The 17,902-nt window shown below is 43.4% G+C and carries 15 protein-coding genes and 1 pseudogene; 6 read left to right on the top strand and 10 right to left on the bottom strand.

What is annotated here, in order from left to right; translation table 11 throughout:
* Window positions 1-118: 118 nt before the first annotated feature.
* The 4 genes from HWQ41_RS11070 to HWQ41_RS11055 form a co-directional block, all read right to left on the bottom strand.
* The gene (locus HWQ41_RS11070; protein WP_292762520.1) at window positions 119-709 is read right to left on the bottom strand and encodes an SAM-dependent methyltransferase; all 591 of its coding nucleotides are present in this window, start codon (window positions 707-709) and stop codon (window positions 119-121) included.
* Window positions 706-1,455, bottom strand: a complete 750-nt coding sequence (locus HWQ41_RS11065; protein WP_292762518.1) for a PIG-L family deacetylase — start codon at window positions 1,453-1,455, stop codon at window positions 706-708. Before HWQ41_RS11065 ends, HWQ41_RS11070 begins: the two co-directional genes overlap by 4 nt.
* On the bottom strand, window positions 1,445-2,569 hold the full coding sequence (locus HWQ41_RS11060; RefSeq protein WP_292762527.1) for an acyl-CoA dehydrogenase family protein: 1,125 nt from the start codon (window positions 2,567-2,569) through the stop codon (window positions 1,445-1,447). The genes HWQ41_RS11065 and HWQ41_RS11060 overlap by 11 nt, the downstream gene beginning before the upstream one ends.
* A 452-nt stretch (window positions 2,570-3,021) precedes the next feature.
* Window positions 3,022-3,399 carry a VOC family protein gene (locus HWQ41_RS11055; RefSeq protein WP_292762515.1) on the bottom strand — a complete coding sequence of 126 codons (378 nt, stop codon included), beginning with the start codon at window positions 3,397-3,399 and terminating at the stop codon, window positions 3,022-3,024.
* Window positions 3,400-3,622: 223 nt separating this feature from the next.
* Here HWQ41_RS11055 and HWQ41_RS11050 point away from each other — a divergent pair, with 223 nt between their 5' ends.
* The gene (locus HWQ41_RS11050) at window positions 3,623-4,147 is read left to right on the top strand and encodes a nuclear transport factor 2 family protein (RefSeq protein WP_292762513.1); all 525 of its coding nucleotides are present in this window, start codon (window positions 3,623-3,625) and stop codon (window positions 4,145-4,147) included.
* Window positions 4,148-4,215: 68 nt separating this feature from the next.
* Here the strand turns inward: HWQ41_RS11050 and HWQ41_RS11045 are convergent, their stop codons facing one another.
* The 3 genes from HWQ41_RS11045 to HWQ41_RS11035 form a co-directional block, all read right to left on the bottom strand.
* Window positions 4,216-4,368, bottom strand: a complete 153-nt coding sequence (locus HWQ41_RS11045) for a hypothetical protein (RefSeq protein ID WP_292762511.1) — start codon at window positions 4,366-4,368, stop codon at window positions 4,216-4,218.
* 126 nt (window positions 4,369-4,494) lie between these two features.
* Window positions 4,495-5,187: a hypothetical protein gene (locus tag HWQ41_RS11040; RefSeq protein ID WP_292762509.1), complete on the bottom strand. Its 693-nt coding sequence runs from the start codon at window positions 5,185-5,187 to the stop codon at window positions 4,495-4,497.
* Window positions 5,188-5,694: 507 nt separating this feature from the next.
* Window positions 5,695-6,657, bottom strand: coding sequence for an orange carotenoid protein N-terminal domain-containing protein (locus tag HWQ41_RS11035; RefSeq protein WP_292762507.1), 963 nt, complete (start codon window positions 6,655-6,657; stop codon window positions 5,695-5,697).
* Between the two features lie 682 nt (window positions 6,658-7,339).
* On the opposite strand from HWQ41_RS11035, the pseudogene HWQ41_RS11030 reads away from it, so the two are divergent.
* Both HWQ41_RS11030 and HWQ41_RS11025 read left to right on the top strand, forming a co-directional pair.
* Window positions 7,340-7,489, top strand: a pseudogene (locus HWQ41_RS11030) (high light inducible protein); the annotation flags it as partial.
* 121 nt (window positions 7,490-7,610) lie between these two features.
* Window positions 7,611-7,850, top strand: a complete 240-nt coding sequence (locus HWQ41_RS11025) for a hypothetical protein (protein ID WP_292762505.1) — start codon at window positions 7,611-7,613, stop codon at window positions 7,848-7,850.
* A 532-nt stretch (window positions 7,851-8,382) separates the two neighbouring features.
* Here the strand turns inward: HWQ41_RS11025 and trpE are convergent.
* From trpE to HWQ41_RS11010, 3 genes are all read right to left on the bottom strand, one after another.
* Entirely contained in the window at window positions 8,383-9,897 is a 1,515-nt protein-coding gene (trpE, locus tag HWQ41_RS11020; RefSeq protein WP_292762525.1) for an anthranilate synthase component I, read from the bottom strand.
* Between the two features lie 318 nt (window positions 9,898-10,215).
* Window positions 10,216-10,638: a photosystem I reaction center subunit II PsaD gene (locus tag HWQ41_RS11015; RefSeq protein ID WP_292762503.1), complete on the bottom strand. Its 423-nt coding sequence runs from the start codon at window positions 10,636-10,638 to the stop codon at window positions 10,216-10,218.
* A 130-nt stretch (window positions 10,639-10,768) separates the two neighbouring features.
* The gene (locus tag HWQ41_RS11010) at window positions 10,769-12,778 is read right to left on the bottom strand and encodes a DICT sensory domain-containing protein (RefSeq protein ID WP_292762502.1); all 2,010 of its coding nucleotides are present in this window, start codon (window positions 12,776-12,778) and stop codon (window positions 10,769-10,771) included.
* 882 nt (window positions 12,779-13,660) lie between these two features.
* On the opposite strand from HWQ41_RS11010, the gene HWQ41_RS11005 reads away from it, so the two are divergent.
* The 3 genes from HWQ41_RS11005 to HWQ41_RS10995 all read left to right on the top strand — a co-directional run bounded on the left by HWQ41_RS11005 (window position 13,661) and on the right by HWQ41_RS10995 (window position 17,880).
* The gene (locus tag HWQ41_RS11005) at window positions 13,661-15,952 is read left to right on the top strand and encodes an amylo-alpha-1,6-glucosidase (protein WP_292762501.1); all 2,292 of its coding nucleotides are present in this window, start codon (window positions 13,661-13,663) and stop codon (window positions 15,950-15,952) included.
* A 637-nt stretch (window positions 15,953-16,589) separates the two neighbouring features.
* Window positions 16,590-16,787: a hypothetical protein gene (locus HWQ41_RS11000; protein WP_292762500.1), complete on the top strand. Its 198-nt coding sequence runs from the start codon at window positions 16,590-16,592 to the stop codon at window positions 16,785-16,787.
* A gap of 349 nt (window positions 16,788-17,136) precedes the next feature.
* The gene (locus tag HWQ41_RS10995) at window positions 17,137-17,880 is read left to right on the top strand and encodes a hypothetical protein (RefSeq protein WP_292762499.1); all 744 of its coding nucleotides are present in this window, start codon (window positions 17,137-17,139) and stop codon (window positions 17,878-17,880) included.
* The last annotated feature ends 22 nt before the right edge of the window (window positions 17,881-17,902 follow it).

The following is a 17,902-nucleotide window of genomic DNA, read 5'->3' as shown; positions in this document are numbered from 1 at the left end:
AAGGGGTGGGGTGCAATGACTGTGGGAATCATAACTAATTATGCGGACATGATATCAGTAATTGCGAAGGAAAAGCGTCACCCTAGAGTAGGGTGACGCTTCCAAAGTGGTTTATTTCTCAGACTCGCTCGAATAAATCAAGTCGATATTCTTCCTCGCGTTGACCTTTTAAATGCCGCAGTTTATTTGCGGGCAACTCCAAAAACGAGTCGTGAACTTCATCCCCACTTAAAGGATAATCACGGGCATAGAGTGTCCAATGAACTAAAAGTAAATGTCCTCCTAGTTCCAGGTGTTCTAAAATGCACTGTTGGGATTTTTTCAGGTCTTCCCAGCTCCAGTAATAGCCAACTTCCGAGACTAGAGTCAAATCAAACATTTCATCAGGATATTCCTCTGGGACACACATAATCTGGAAGTTGACATTGGAGAGATGCTGACAGCGCTCTTTTGCTTTATCCTGCGCCAGTTTTGATATATCAACCGAGAACAATCTGTCACAACGCGCTTGTAGCTTCTCAGTTAAAACGCCAATGGAACCACCGATTTCAAAGGCAGACCGATAGCGCTCTTTGGGTAAAGCTGCGATCGTGGCAGCATATTTGTTAGCTTCGTAAACACTTGTCTCAAACTTCCACGGGTCAGGATCTTCGCTGTAGAGTTGATCAAAGTAGCTGGGTGGTAGGGAATTGGATTGTAACGGGTTCATCGGTTTTCCTCTATATAAACTTCCCAAGGACGAGTGAAGTTCGCTAACATTTCGGGAGTCAGGCGAAAGCCTTCTGGATCATCATCAATTAAGTCTGTAATTTGGGAACCATAAGCAGCGATCGCTTGCTGTTTTAACTCCACCACCGTGCTAATATTTAACCGCCAGGTTGTCACCTCAACAGACGCGGGCAGACTCCCCCGTTGCTCTGAGTCCCAATCCCAAATAGGATACTCAATCAATCGGGGGGATAAGCGCAAATCATCCAGCACTGCATGAATTAACTTCCACGTCGCTCGGTGGTCGGCGTGAGGGTCATATCGCCACGGTAAAAAGATAATTTGTGGGGCAATTTCTGTGATGTAAGCACGACAACTAGCCACTGCACTTTGATACTGTGTTGGAATTGACCCATCCTGCATTCTCAAGAAGGTGACATCATTAACCTCTACACCCAGCAATTTTAATGCTGATAGCGTTTCCGCTTCCCGCAGAGATCGGAGTTTATCTGCGGGATATTTCAGGGAACGAGGGTGTGAAAGAGTACCATCACTGATGACTAAAACTTGCACATGACAATTTAAAGACCGTAACAGAGCGATCGCACCCCCACAACCTAACGTCTCATCATCAGGATGAGGTGCAACGATTAGCGCCGGACTACAAGCGATCTCGTTAACTGAACGCCAGGGCAAAACACTAGGATTGTTTAGTGGTAATCCAATCAAGCCGAACTTATTCATCATTCCAAAGCATTGAAGCCGGATTACTTTGCTGCAAGACATACTGCCCGACATTTGCCAAGGCCGCATCAAAAGCCGGTTGACGCAGATATAGAGTCAAATCTCGGATAATGCGTTCCATCGGATTTGGTGGTAGTAAGCCGCGAGTCCCAACAGAACGTTGACACAAATGCATCACATCAATGCAAATTTGTTCAATTGCTGTCCTCACCATGTTTGCATAGGCGACGAGTTGATCTGCTTGCGGATGAGTAACTGTGGGATCGCCACCAAATACTGGCGCATAGGCTGCTACTTGATCCGCAGCCCCCCGCAACCAGAGATTACCACTTTCAATGGCGATCGCCATTCTGCCAAGCCGTTCCTGTTGATATGGATCTTTTGTATATTCCAACTTTTGGAGATACTGACGAGTCAAGTTAAACAGTGCTTCTGCCCCACCTAGTTGCACAGCAGCAAACCGAATCACCCCAACAGACAACCAAGGTTGGCGAAAGTAATCTCCTGCCTGACCGATTAAATAGCTCTGCTCCAACTCTACACCGCTAAAATCCACTTTGTAACTAGCAGTAGCTCGCATCCCAGAAGGTTGCCACCAAGATGGATCACTAACTGTTGTCACTTCGTCCATTGGCACAATGCACATTTGCCAACCGCCTTCTGGCAATACTCCATTCACGAAAGGACGTTCAACATAGCCTGCACCAGTACAAAACGTTTTAGAACCTTCTAGGCGATAACGTCCATTCTCAAAAGGGATTACCTTGACACCATCAGCGGCTTCAGCATTCCAAACGCCAAATATTTTATGGCGATCGCGGGCATCACGGGCGCAGCTTGTGATTTGTTCTATAGAACCAAAGGTCTGAATCAGTTGCAGGGCGTTGATATGTCCTTCATAAATTCGGCCAACTGCCAGATTGCCATGCCCCATCTGCTTTAGTAGGATTAAAAGCTCGTAGGTAACATTAGCATCAATTCCTGCACCCCATCCACCTAATTCTTTCGCCAATGGTGCAGCCAACAACCCAGCCTTAGCAATCAGTTCAAACTCCTGCTTGGGAAAAGCACTATTGCAATCTATAGCCGTGGCATTGTTTGCACAATAATCAGCAATTTCCGTGGCACGTTTTAGATCCAGAGCAATGTTGGAATCATGCCATTTTGGGATGACGATATTATTTGATAATTGGATGCTAATAGCCGACTCCTTTCTGTAATATTTCTTTATATATTCTTAATAATAATCGAATTAAGTCGGTTAATACCTCTATCTTTTGTGTGATTCTATACTCAATAAAAAGGGAGAAAATTAAAATACCTCTAAGGGACTGACAAGAAATAAATTATCCATCTTGTGGGGTGGCAGCGTTTGACTGAGCGCTCACGCCGAAGTCCTGCCCGCCCTGAATATGGGACGGGTGTTCGCGTAGCGGCACGTAGTGCCGACACCCATCCCACAAGAAAATTTGGGATGTTTTTTTATTTGTCAGTCCCTAAGAGGATGTTTTAAAGAAGCAACAACATGAGTTTAGTTGCTGCCTAATCGCCGATTTCAGCAGCTAATGGTTAAGACTGCGGATTCTGCCGAAGCCCCAACAAGTTTCCGTCAATATCCTTGAAGACAGATAATTGCACTCCATGACCGACATCTGTAATTGGCCCAACTTCAACTCCTTTTTCAATCAGGCTTTGACGAGCAGTAACTATATCGTTTACAACAAAGGTACTAACAGTACTACCTGCTTCAACTGAGTTACTTAAGTTGAGTCCAATTGCAACGCGCCCAATATCAGGGAGGCTAAACTGTCTCCAGGTAGGAGTGTCATATTTTTCTTCAGGAACTAATCCGAGCTTGGACTTGTACCACTCAACACTAGCTTCCAGATTCGTAACGTCTACTTTAGTCACAAAACTATATTCACCAAAGGTGTTTTTCAATGTCATAATCTACTATGCTAATCCAAAACTTTTGCAATATAGATATTATCAACCTTTTTGATGATTAAAACAACTGTAATACAATCGGTAAACAGTAGTTTTTTATTTACCCTAACCAAACGGGATTCATAACAGGATTTTTTGCAGGTGCGATCGCAATGGAAACAACTTCTGCTTAAATGTGACAAATGCTCTATAGCTTCATACTTTAGAGGGTAGAAAAATTTAGATGGTTTGGTTGTCTCGATGGCTAGTGTTAGGAACTATATTTGTTAGCTTAACTTTTAGCACACCTTTATTTGCCAGTCAGTCTATGAACCAAGAAGATATCCAGATATTAATAGAAAAAGCTAAAGATGCATGGGTTGCTCAAGATGTCGATGCTCTTGCACAATTGTTTACGGTTGATGGGGAACTAATCGTGCCTGGTCAATGCTGGCGGGGGCAAGAAAAAATTCGAGAAGGAGTTAGCCATTTTAAACAACAGTATTCAGATGTCAAAATAGACATCCAGCGGATTATCGTTGGAGCAAATCAGGCGGCAGTAGAATGGTACTACGAAGATACGGAAAAGGCGACAGGTCGTCGTAATAAAGCTGATGACGTAATTGTGGTAGATTTTAGGGATGGTCAAATTAGTCGTTGGCGTGAATATTTTGACACACAAACGCCAGCTACAGATAGTTGCACTAGCCGTGACAGTCCAATCTCCTTAGTTCAAAATGAATTAAGGAGATTGGACTGTCATAACTAAGTTTATAATGTAAAAAACACTACACGTTTACCACCTTAGACCGCTCTGATGAAGAATTTAACCTTCCCTCAGTGATAATAAAGTGGAGGAAGCGACAAAAACTCCACACCGTCAAAGCCTTTGATTGATTTACACTGTTCAAACATCTGCGATCGCTCTCCTTCGATGTCCGATAATGGGTCACAGCGGTATAACACCCATACAGTATTCTTTATCTTCATTCACTAGAATAGATAAAAGTTGAGTCAAAAACCCTCACTCTAGGGTAGGAATACTAGCTAGCCAAGAGAGAGGGGTATATTTGTTAGACAAGCCTATCTAAAGTAAGATTTTAATTCTTTATAACTTTAGCTGCTCATTTGACGCCGTTGGGACTGTGCTTGGTTAAACTGCTTTTGTTGTGGTGTTAATTGGTTGTAATCACTTGAAGATTGCATATCCCACTGTAATTCTGCTAGTAACAGTAAACTAACGGTCATAATTAGCCCCGTTGAGAGAAACTGCATCACACCGCAGTAGGGTAAAACTAAGATTCCCAGCAAATGAATAAACCCCATCAAAACAAATGTGCGTGAACGCATTCCTACCCCAGTGCAAAGGTAGCCGATAGCACTTAATCCTAACCACAGTGGACACAGACGCATCAACACCTCTCCCCATCCCAAAAAAATGCTCAGATCAGTCAGGATTAAACCCGCTAAGATTAAAATCGCCCAGCAATAAACAACCCAGCGTAGCTGTTCTACAGTTGCCCAAAACCAAGTTAAACTTACCATGCCGACTGCACCGAATAAGGTAAGCACTGACCACAAAATCGCTTGGTCACTCCAGCTAATGGGTAGAAACTGGGCGGTTACGAAAATCCCAGATGAAATTAGTCCCCAGAGAATAAATGCTTGATCTACCTGAGTATAAAACTTTGAAAAGAGGGTGAAATTTCCAATTTGGTAGTTTAGACACACTAGACCTTGAATATCTTGAAAATCTAGCTCTGGCTGTTTTTCACGAAGGAGCGGCTCAGAGGAATTGAAAAAAGTCATTGATAATCTCTTACTATCGGTAGATGGAAAAAATTGTTACTCTATCTAAAGAGATATTGTTATTTAAATATTAACAACTAAATAAGACTTTAGAACTTACGCACTTTACAGATTGACCATCATGTGAATAGTAGGCTTTTTAAGCTAAAAGTCTTGCCCTGCCTCGTTCCTGGGCTGCCGCCTGGGAATGCGATCAACTAGGCTCTGCCTCCCGTCAAACCAGGAGGCAGAGCCGGACACAAGAGCATTACAAGGCTAGAGCCTTGTAACGAGACGTAATTCACAGTTAGTTGTCTCTGTCAATGCGTAAGTCCTAGACTTATGCATTGACAGAAAAGCCTAAATGACAGATATGCTTTTCAAGGCTTTTAGCTAGATTTTTCAACTACCTTTTGGCGATCGCAGCACGAAGATATCAAATAAGCGTGGTAGAGTGGCGATGCCTACGACGGGCGTAGCTGCGGCTCCTTCACTCATCCACGCTTAAGCAGCGACTAATCTAGCCCTCTATTTACGTGCTAGGTTGAGCAGTTCTTTAGGAGAAGCGAGCAAGTCAATCGCTACAAAGAAGATTTTGCCTTGGGGATCTAGCAAAAACCGCCATGCAATATTCATCCCCACGCTGGCACCGAACCAAGGGCTTTGAACTTTACCTGTGACTTTAACTTGTGTATACCCATCTTCCACTGGCTCAGATACACCGCGCTCTGGGATCATCTTCAATCCCTGGCACTCTTCACGCATATAAGCGCGGATTGCCTCTTGACTAACAATCGGTCTTTCAAAGGGAGGTTGCAAAGCACCTTCAGAGGTAAACAGAGCAACAGCTGCATCAAAGTCATTGGCATTCATGTTGTTGATATAGCCCAGCACCGTAGGATTGTTGATGCCCTCGATAGTGACTTTAGTCCGAAATGCTTGTGCAGTGGGAGGAGACACCGGCTCTGAGACTTTTTTGTAACTACCGGGAGCGTTCGGGTCAAATCCCATGCTAATTACAGTATTGCGTAGGATGGTAATTTGTTGACCGGAATCTGCATTGCGGATGGCTTGCAACACATCGGCAGCTTTCGGAGAAAGCTTGTAACCTTCTGGGATCGGAGCAACGATTCCCTGAGCCATCCATTCTCCTAACTGATACCAGAAGCCCAACTTGATGTTCACGGTAAAGGATGCATAAGAACGGCACAGAGGAGTGTCAGCACGGTTGGCCAAATCGTACATGACTTGCGTTTGAGCCTCAAAAGGCATCTGCTTAATTTGTTCGAGTAAGCCTTGCGCCAGGATCATGTTGGCTGCCCCAGGAGCAGCAACCGTAATACTTCTACCCATCTCGGTATAGGCAAACCAGAGTAATGCTAGTTGATCTTCGGCATTGAGCTGAGAGAATGATTCGACAACAGTTGGAACAACGTCAGCAATTAGGGTGCCGGGAAAAATACTTTGAGCCGACTGGATGGTAAAAGACATAGCAGAAATTCCCAAAAGAAAATTACAGTTCTATCGAATGTGAAAAATCAAATGTGCAAAGACGGAGGAGAAATGCGTTTAGCTGTTAATAAAGGCACTCAGCAGTTTTTACGATTGCTTTACCAAAGGGCATAGCGATTCTGTTGCCGTTGAGTTTGGATACTTGGCAAAGCACATTGCAGGCTTAACTGCATAGTTATTTAGAAAGCCTTAATCAACAGTGGTTTAACGCATTTATCTGGTTCTGTATCTTTATGTAAAGAAACATAACAAGTTCGTTACAAATAAGCAATACCCTCTCAGTTATACCCTGATAATTTCTGTTTATAGAACTTATAAGTTTTTCTGAAGTCACATTAAACGCAATTGATGCCTTTGTGCGTATTCACTTCTAAAAGCATAGATATAGCACATCTCTACACGCATCAAATTTCCGTAAACAATCCTTAATTGAACCTATAGCGGTTCTCAGTTGGGTGCAATACTCCCGCTTATTGGGGAGTCAGAAGCCAGAATTCAGGTAAGAATCGCTATATTGCGATGCCTACTTTCTCGCACAAATCCAAAATACCCTACTTGTTTAGTACGGATTCTACTACCTTTACCTTTATGTCAAGCACTTGTAAAAAATCTTAATAATAGTTAATATTCATTTACAGATAACAAAAACAGGGAGTAAAAGATCACAAATAGAGGCTTTACCATTAACGAACGCGGTCAACTCAATAGATTTGCGATTGAACCCAAGGTTTATGTTGATGAAACCCTACGGACAGGCTTCACCGAATATGCCGAAAAACTCAATGGCCGTTTGGCAATGATTGGTTTTGTCTGATTTATAGTTTTGGAAGTTCTCACCGGACACGGTTTGATTAGATGGCTAACCAGCTTTTAGAGAAGACACTTTGAGATTTACGAATTTTCCTTACTTGACAAATAATTAGAGGCAAACTATGAAAACTGATTTTGATTACCCTAAAAAAGATTTAATTGGGCCCGTTGTTTTTAGACCTGATTTCAACAACTTTGAGATTATCAATGCAAATCAAGCCTGGTCATTGTTTTTCACAGTCGGTCAAGAGGACAAGGGACTGGGACAAGAAATTGAAATCGGCAGATTTTTCACTAACCTTTTAATTGCTATTGGAGTAACTGGAATTCTTTGGGCGATTTACTTCAGCCAATTGGGATGAGCAAGTTTGTTCATTTCTAGTGTGTAGTAACTTCAATGGAGGTCTTGGATTTGGATACCAGGACTTCTTTTCAGTTTTCACTCTTGTCTAAAAAACTCTGTTTAGGTTTGGAAAAAGTTTGATGTTGATTGGATTTATAAAGCTTCCCAATTTGTCACGGTATTGTGGATACGTGGGCTTAGAAGTAGCACAAATTGTTTCTAAACATCTTGCAATTCAAAGTAAAACCTATGTAATTCAAAATAGAAGGTTATTAATACATCAACTTTTAATATCTGGTCTGGATTCTCATACAGCAAATCGAACTGTTACTATGCTTATATCAAGCCCGGTTTTAGAATTAACCAACAAAAACCAGTGTGCAATTAATTATAGGTGAAAGTAACTATACAGGCATTAAAAGGGATTGGGTATTGGGGATTAGGGACTGGGGATTGGGTAAAGAGCGGAAAAATTATAAAATTTGCTCTGACTCATCCCAAATTTTGGAACAAATTTCCCAGTACCCAGTACCCAGTACCCAGTCCCCAGTTCAACGCAAACAACGAATCGCCTCTAATAAACCTCTAGCTTTATTCAGCGTCTCTTCGTATTCTTTCTCTGGCTCAGAATCAGCCACCAAACCTGCGCCGGCTTGTACGCTCACGGTATTATCATGCACTACCATTGTGCGAATAGCGATCGCAGTATTTAATTGTCCTTCAAAATCGTAATATCCATACACACCGGAATAAACTCCCCGACGACTAGACTCTAACTCGTGGATAATCTCCATCGCCTTAATCTTGGGTGCGCCGCTTACCGTACCTGCTGGGAAACAAGCTTTCAATAAATCCCATGCTGTTTTACCAACTGCTAATTTACCCACAACATTGCTGACAATGTGCATTACATGGGAGTAGCGCTCAACTACCATTAATTCATCAACTTTGACGCTACCACTTTGACAAACACGCCCCAAATCATTCCGCCCTAAATCCACAAGCATTACATGTTCGGCAATTTCTTTAGGGTCTTGCAGTAAATCCTGAGCTAAGGCTGCATCTTCCTGGGTGGTTTTACCCCGTGGACGCGTCCCGGCAATTGGGCGTACTGTTGCGATCACTCCACCATCTGGATCTGTTTCGGCTTTCACCATCACTTCGGGACTGGAACCGATGATTTGCCAATCTTGGAAGTTAAAGTAAGCCATGTAAGGCGAGGGATTTATCTGGCGTAGGGAGCGGTAAAGGGCAAAGGGGTCGCCTGTGTATGCTGTTGATAGTCGCTGAGAAATTACTACTTGAAAAATATCCCCTGCTTTGATACGAGCTTTTGCTTTTTGGACGCTGGCACAAAAATCAGGGCGAGTAAAGTTACTGGTGTATTCCTCTGCTTCTCCAGATCCCCTACTTGCAGGCGGTTTCCATTCCAATCTGGTTTTTTGCGGCGATACAGGTAGAGATAGCTTTTCGAGCATTTGGGTGACGCGATCGCACGCTTGTTGATAGGCTGCTTTCAAATCTACTTTCTCTTCACGTAAATCAGCATAAGCGATCGCCCAAATTTTCCGCTTTACCTGGTCAAAAATCAATAGATGGTCTACCTGCATCCACAACCCATCAGGGATATTTCGCTCATCTGGTGGATGAATTGGCACACGCGGCTCAATCCAGCGAATTAATTCATAGCCCCAAAACCCAAATAAACCACCAATTCCTGGTGGTAACTGTGGTAACTTGACTGGGTGATAAGGTGCTAAACATTCGGCTAAAGCTGTAAAAGGGTCGCCTGCAAAAATGACCTGCGAACCATCGCGGTTTAACTGGGTCGTGCGATCGCCCCTTGCTTCCAAAACCCACAGAGGATCGCAGCCCACTAAACTATAACGTCCCAGTTTTTCCCCGCCTTCTATCGATTCCAACAAAAAGCTATAGGGCTGACCTGCACAGACTTTATACCAAGCAGACACGGGCGTATCTAAGTCCGCTACCCATTCTTGATATACCGGGACGAAGTTGCCTTGTAGAGCTAGCTGAGAAAATTCGGAGAAATCGGGGAATACCATAAATTGCTTAGGGATAGGGCATGGGGCATTGGGCATGGGGCATGGGGCATGGGGCAATTGAATTTTGGATTTTGGATTGACGATAGCGGAGCGTAAAGCCTTCTCTTCTCCCAAAGGGAGACGCACTTGCGTTCGAGAGGCAACGCCTTCGGCATAGCAACTCTACCAGACGCACTCGCGTTCGCTTAGAGCGAGTCCGCGTACTCCTGCCCAGAAGCAAGCTACGCCTTGGTCGCGTAGAGAGCGTCTTTTGGATTAAACTTCAATCTAAAATTCAAAATCTAAAATTCTTACTCCCCAGTCCCCAGCCCCTAGTCCCTATGGCTCGTAGGTAGCTTTACCACTGAACTTGAGTTGTGATGGATTGGGGTTTTGCCCAATGCCGCGTGGGACATAGCCCACTTTTCCACGACCTTCATTCACCTTCTCAGGGAAGACACCATCAGCTGGGTGAAGTAAAGTAGTTTCTCCGTTGGGTAAAATCCGGTAAACTTTGTAATCTGTAATTTTTAGTTTCCGGAGTTGCTGACCGCCCAAAAAGATGCCATATTCTTTACGAGCTATATACAGCAGGTTTTCACCTTTCCGCATAGTAGCAGCACCACCTGTAGGCAATTCAAATACTTGCTCTTTCGGGCTAGTCCAAGTGATAGCGTACTTTTCTTCCACTTGTGCTTTGTTTAGCAAGCCACCGGTGCTGCCACCGAATAGCGGAGTTTGTCCAGAGAGTGTTTCTGCCATAAGTTATTTCTCTCAACGTTTTTAGGGAATCCTAACACCGCAACCAGGATTATATTGCGATCGCGTCATAGACTGTAACAGTTTTTAGTCATTAGTCATTAGTCATTAGTCAAAAACCAATGCCCCATGCCTATTTACTCTTGACTTTTGTCCGCTTTTCCTCATAGCTACTCTGAACAATTGGGATGGTGAAGTGAAACTGACTACCCTGGTCTTTGCCAGTTGACTCTGCCCAAATTTCCCCACCCCAGCCATTAACAATTTGACGGCAAATTGCTAAACCAAGTCCAGTCCCGCCAGTGGTGCGGCGTAGCGCTCCCTCTTCTTGATAGAACCGGTCAAAAACTACTTCTAAACGATTCGGTTCAATACCACGTCCAGTGTCAGCCACAGTCACCTCGACCATTTGACGGCTGTTCTGAATCGCTTTAATGGTGATTTCTCCTTCCGGTGGCGTAAATTTATAAGCATTGTCCATAAGTTTTGCCAGTACCTCTACTAGCCAATCACCATCAGCTCTTACCAAAGGTAGGTTTTGGGCAATTTCAGTTTTGATTTGGGGCGGCTTTTCCGTTGAGGAGCGCGTGCGATTTCGGCTGAGTGCTAAATCCACACACTCTTGGAAGGTGAGGGATTCTGGATGCCATTGCACCCGACCGCTTTCCAAGTTGGAAAGTGTGAGGAAATCTTGTACCAGTTTTCGCATCCGCTCTGAGTCAGAAAGAGCAGTGTTGAGCATGATCTGCTGCAACTCCAAGGGCATATCCGGCTCACTAGCGAGACTTTCCAGGCACACTTGAATTGTAGATAGGGGGGTACGCAGTTCATGTCCGGTAATGGCTATGAGGTTGCTGCGGGTGCGGTCTAGGGCTTCTAGTTGCTGGTTAAGTTCTTCTAGGTTAGCGTAAGCTTCCGCTTGGATCAGAGCTGCTCCTACTTGGGTGGCGATCGCTTCTACCAGATCCAATTCCCCAGGTTGGCACTCGTGCGGTGGCATCCGGCAATAGTGCAACTCCACAATGCCCAATAATCGCCCCTGATAGAACACTGGTTCCATCAGCCAAGAACGAATGGCAAACTTTTTGGCGATCAATGAAAGTCCTGGCGAATTGGTAACGCGAGGGTCACTCAGCGTATCGCTTACACAAACCCCTTCGCCTTGTTCCACTATGTCCCGAAATAGAGAATTGTTCTCTAACTCCCAGGTTTGCCCAGAAACAGATAAAATACCGGGAGTCAAAAACTCGTGTTCAATTATGGCTTGGCTATCTGAGGCTTGAGCGCGGTAAATTAAACAGCGACAAGCTTGTAGGTGTTGTCCTAATTCTTGCGCCGCCACCTGGAGAACTTCGTGAGGATCGAGCGATCGCCGAATGGCAGTGCTAATGGAGTTGACTAATCGCTCTTTTCGTGCTTGGGCAGCAATTGAACGGTAGGCTTTGTGCAATTTGTACTGGCTAGCTTGTAAATAAGTTACTAAGCGCTGCACAAAGGGATCTGTATCGATGTCACAAGCATATTCGTTGCCGTGTTCGGCTCCAGAGTGGTTTCGCGGCTGTCCGATGCCAAACCTCTGATGTGCCTCCTCAATTTTACTTGCCAGTTCTGGTCTGTAAACTAAAATCCTGTCTAACAGCAATTCGGCTGCTTTCAGGCTAACTCCCCTTTCCGATGTCCAAATTCCCTCAAATCTTCGCGCTGTGTCTATATCCAGATTAGGGCTTAGTTCTGGTAGTTGCTTGTTTTTGGCAATAGAACCAAGGCTTTCCCGGCAAACCAGACAAGTTGCATAATTGTCAGCAATCACTACTAAATGCCACTCTTGACTTAAGCCATCCTTTGGATCAAAAGCGATCTTTTCGTAGTGTTCCGAACTGTTGGTGAAATCCGTTTCTGGAGCAGATAATACGTATATTTGATTACTTCGCAAGGCAAGTCGCTGGTAGCGATGAGCTTCTTGGCGGTAGAATCGCTCTCGCTGGAAACTAGCAATGACAAGGGGTTGGGCTAAAGTCGCAGCCAAAACTTGATCTTCCATCGCGTGGGAGAGTGCCGTTAGTGAAGCCTTAAAATATAGCTGGGGCCGCAAGTAGGGTAGGGACTTTAGCAGATCACTCAGCACAGAAGTCGAAATGCTCATGAATTATTGTTAAACGCTCAACCTCGACAAGATCCACGTCACAGCTGCATTGTACAAATTCCAAGGGACTCTCAAGTTAAACAGACAGTTGCAATATGTAAAGAACACTAAAAAGCGCTTTTCGCCAAAGCAGGCGCAACACTTTGTTACTAACTAGGAGGAGTGCGTACAACTTGATTTGTTGATTGACAACCTACTACGCCCAATATACATTCTCGACCAACTTATGCTTTTGCTTGCATAGGTAAAATCTTTCAGCACTAAGTACTAAAACACTAATTATTGTATTGTTTAAACTATTCTGTTCCCTAATAACCACTGATCATTGATTGATAGTCCACCCATTGGCGTAGCCCGTCGTAGATATCGCCTACTTTGCCTACGTTGATTTATGCCCACTAAAGAAATTTTCTTACCCAAAAATCATTACTGCTACATTCACATAATTTAATCCATAATTAGTGATTAAATTTAATCAATTAATTAATTATCATAAATTTGTCTAATCAAATACCAAAGATATTTAAGACAAAATTGTATAATAGGAGAAAACAAATGCTCTCTATACCCAACAAAAACTGGTATTCTGGCATTTTTGCTGAGTATACTATAATCTTGTCTCTCTGAAAGTTGAATGACTAATGAATTATCTCAAAATCCTTAGTTTTCAGTCTTGACTTTAGCCTTATAAAATACAAATTTATCAAGATTTGCTTATATGGATTTGAGTGCTGCTATTTTGTCAGCAATATGTAAGGATTACTTTGGCTCGAATGGCTCAAACGAGTTTTAGAGAGCCTCTTTTTTCCGAATGTTGTGAGGGTCAGCGACCTCTACTCGGAAGACCACAAAAATATAGACCTGTACACGGAACTTTGACTAATGACACCGGATACGCTAATGACCCCGGAAAAAATTTTCCTGGATGGAAAAACTTTTATTCCTGCCGAACAATTACCGATCCCGGAGTGGCCTTGCGTTGTGAGTGAAAGACCACAACCGACACTGACGGTTAAAGATGATGATTTATTTTTTGTGACAGATACTATCGGGAATATTTCTGGCTGTTCCCTCAACGATGGCAATCCCAGCATGGGACTGTTTTGTTGTGATACGAGATTTCTGAATCGTTTGGAGTTGCAAATTGAAGGGCGATCGCCTGTACTGCTCAGTAGTACTGCCCAGAAAGGGTTTTCACTCTCAGCTTTGTGTACCAACCCCAGAATTGACGAACGGCTGAAAGCTGATACTATCGGAATTCGCCGGGAAATCGTGCTGAATGGGGCATTATTTGAAGAAATAGAAATATCTAACTACAGCACAACAACCGTCAGTTTTGAACTAAGCATCAGCTTTGATGCAGATTTTGTTGATTTATTTGAAGTCCGGGGCTATGACAGAGAAAAGCGAGGTCGGCTTTTACGCCTAGTAGAACTGACGGCTGAGGAAGGAACATTTTCTCTCGTCGATGGCGTTACGGCTGTACCTAAAGAGCCATCCGCATCTAGGGAAGAATCCTTAACACTCGCCTATCAAGGTCTGGATGGTTCGGTGATGGAATCCCGGATTCTATTTCAACATCGGCAACCAGACTCTTTCAAGGGTTACACTGCGGTTTGGCAGCTAGAGTTGGCTTCTCACGAAACTCAAAAGCTGGGCTACCGAGTGAATATGTTGAGAAACAACCAATCCAGTTCAACTGTGAGCGCCGCTTTCACTTTAGGACAGGCGAAAGCTGCTGAGTTGATGGAGGAGCAAAACTGGGTACAACAAATTACACGCATTAGCTCAGATAAGAATACCTTCAATCGAGTGATTGAGCGGGCTGAACAAGATATGTATTTGTTGCGCCAATCTTTTGGGAAGCATAAAACTGTTTCCGCCGGAGTGCCGTGGTTTTCGACACTATTTGGCCGAGATTCGCTGGTTACAGCTTCTCAAACCCTGATGTTAAACTCGCAAATCGCCAAAGAAACTCTGATATTACTGGCGACATACCAAGGTAAAATCGACGACGAATGGCGCGAAGAAGAACCGGGTAAGATTTTGCACGAGTTACGTTTGGGAGAAATGGCTCGTTGTCAAGAAATTCCCCATACACCTTACTACGGTACAGTTGATGCGACTCCCCTGTGGCTGATGCTCTATGCCGAACATTATGCTTGGACTCACGATCAAGAACTCCTAGAGCAACTTTGGCCGAATGCTTTAGCAGCAATGGAGTGGATCGATCGCAATAGCAAACAAACCAGCTACCTGAGTTACTTCCGTAAATCGAAACGCGGTCTTGTTAACCAAGGTTGGAAAGATTCTGGTGACTGTATCGTAGACCACAAGGGAGAATTAGCCAACGGCCCAATTGCCCTCTGTGAGGTGCAAGCTTACGTCTATGCTGCAAAAATGCGCCTAGCAGAAATAGCTAGGATGAAGAAGCGGCTTGATTTGGCAGATCGTTGGCAAGAAGAGGCCAGAAGTCTTAAGGTTCGTTTTAATCGAGATTTTTGGGTAGAAGACCAGGATTTCTGCGCTTTAGCTTTGAATGGAGATGGCAAGCCAGTAGACAGTATTACCTCAAATCCCGGTCATTGTCTGAATTTGGGCCTCTTCACACCCGAAAAAGCCTATAGTGTGGCAGAACGGTTGCGGGCACCAGATATGTTTAATGGTTGGGGCGTTCGGACTCTGAGTAGTTTGTCACCCGCTTACAATCCAATGGGCTATCACACTGGTTCGGTTTGGCCCCATGATAACGCTCTGATTGCGATGGGATTGCGATCGCTCGGTCTGATCGATCAAGCCCTGGAAATATTCCAAGGTTTATTCGATATGACTGAACAGCAACCCTATCAACGTCCTCCAGAACTTTTCTGCGGCTACGAACGGAACGGTGATAATGCCCCTGTGCAGTATCCAGTTGCCTGCACTCCCCAAGCTTGGGCTACTGGTAGTATCTTCCAACTACTGCAAATGATGGTCAACTTGGTGCCTGACGCTCAAAATAACTGCTTGCGAATAATCGACCCCGCTTTGCCAGAATCGATTAATCGCCTGTCATTTCATAATTTGCGAGTCGGCCCCACCATCCTCGATTTGGAATTCGAGCGTTCTGGGACTACGACTGCTTGTCGCGTTGCGAAAAAACGGGGTAATTTGCGGGTAGTTATTGAAGCATAGGAAGGGAGTAGGGAGTTTAGCACTCCCTATTTTATGCTTAGTGCGATCGGCGCAGTAGAACAGTGCAGTGAACGGTAGCAGAGAGCTTTGTGTCCCCACCAACTGCTCTCACTACTCCAACTAAGTGTTAGTCTGCAACTCACAATCACCTTTCAACTGTGATCGCCTCTACTGACAACCTTGTAAGTGAAGGAACTCTGACCGATAACCCCAAAACGATTGCGACAACTAATAAGCGTCTGAGCGATCGCATCTCTCACCAATAACCTCGAAATAGCGAAGCTTCAACGGACAAGCTTCTGAGTAACTGAACTCTGCTAGATGCCTCAAAACATCAATGCCTCAACTGAGAGGTTATTAACCTGTGACAATAAACCCATAGCTAGGGAATAGTGATGGGATATTTTACTTTATTAAGTCATATTAAGTGATGTTAGTTCCATCATGATTGTGTGAATCATAGACCTAGAGCGTTTTTGAAAGCTGCTACTGGGTGGGTGATGCAATCTGTTAGGTTTTATTATCCAATTTCAGATAATGTTCTTGGGTAAGGTTTAGGTTAGCAAAGCTGCTTCGCTTAATGCCCTAAAGTAGTTCTCGAATCGCAACTTAATTTTTCATTAGAGTAAAAACACTCATGTCAACTACAACAACAGAACATAAAGTATCTGATTCTCAAGTTGAGAAAGCTTTTACGTTGCGCTTCCTGAAACCATCTCCATCTTCTGACGAGCAGGAATTTTGGATATGGGATCCTGAAAAACCAATGATTCTCAACATTAAAACCGCAACTTTCAGCGGCAAGAACCAAGCAGACGACTACACAAACGAATAAGTTTCTTTCTCAGATTACTAACACTTTTACTTCTATGGAGAAGTGTTAGTAATCTGAGAAATTTAACGGTTTAATTTCAGTACTTGAAGTCCAGGCTAGAAGAATGTTACTTCTTATCGGAGATCACGATGATCCCCATTTACAACAACTGTGTGTTGAGCTAAGACAGACTCAGCCGTGCGAGATTTTGTCTACCTTACATGACCACTTACTTAATACACAGTTCTCTTTCTATTCTCAAGTAGATGGCACATATTCATGTTTTATTAGGCAAGTAGATATAGAAATAAATTTGGCCGATGTCAGTTTGGCTTTCTGTTTATCTCCACTTTTCAGGTTGGAAGGAAAAGTGCAAACACAAGAAGCAAGATTTTGGTACTTTTCTTGGAAGGAATCCCTATATGGAGTTTACTCCCTTCTAGCTTTGAACAATAGATTTATTAATAAGTCGGTTGAAAACTGTTTAGCCTGCCAAAGTAAAATCTTAACTTTTCCGATCGCCCATAAGGTTGGGCTAAAAATTCCAAACTCTTTGATCAGCAATTCTAAACTTGCAATTAACTCATTTTTCAATCAAAATTCTCAAGTTGTCCTTAAAACACTACATCAAATGTCACTGAATCTTGAGAATGAGCCTACAATGCTTTTAACTCAGAAGGTTAGTGAACAGGATTTCTTTAATTACTCTCAGCAGAATGAAAGCCCTTTATTTTTGCAGGACTACATTGATAAACTTTACGATATTAGGCTAGTTGTTATAGGTTTAGAGGTTATGGCTTGTAAAATTGACGCAAGTAGATCACAAATAGGAAGGGTTGACTATCGAGCGTATGATTTGCCAAATACTCCTCATTATCATGTAGAGGTTCCTTTGGAAATAAAGCATAAAATCGTTTCTCTATGCCAAGCTATATATCTTGAATACGCTTGTATCGATATGTGTGTTGATTCATCAGAACAATATTGGTTACTAGACATTAATCCCTTTGGTAAATATTTGTGGATGGAATATGCTACGGGTATGCCCATAACTCGTACATTGTCACAATTTCTTATTCGTAGGCAACTTTCATCTAATACCATTTGTTTTTGAAGATGTGGCTATAAGACTAAGA

The organism is Nostoc sp. NOS(2021) (assembly GCF_017115025.1).
In the GTDB taxonomy this organism is placed as follows: Bacteria; Cyanobacteriota; Cyanobacteriia; order Cyanobacteriales; family Nostocaceae; genus Nostoc.
This window is presented reverse-complemented; position numbering and strand designations above follow the sequence as displayed.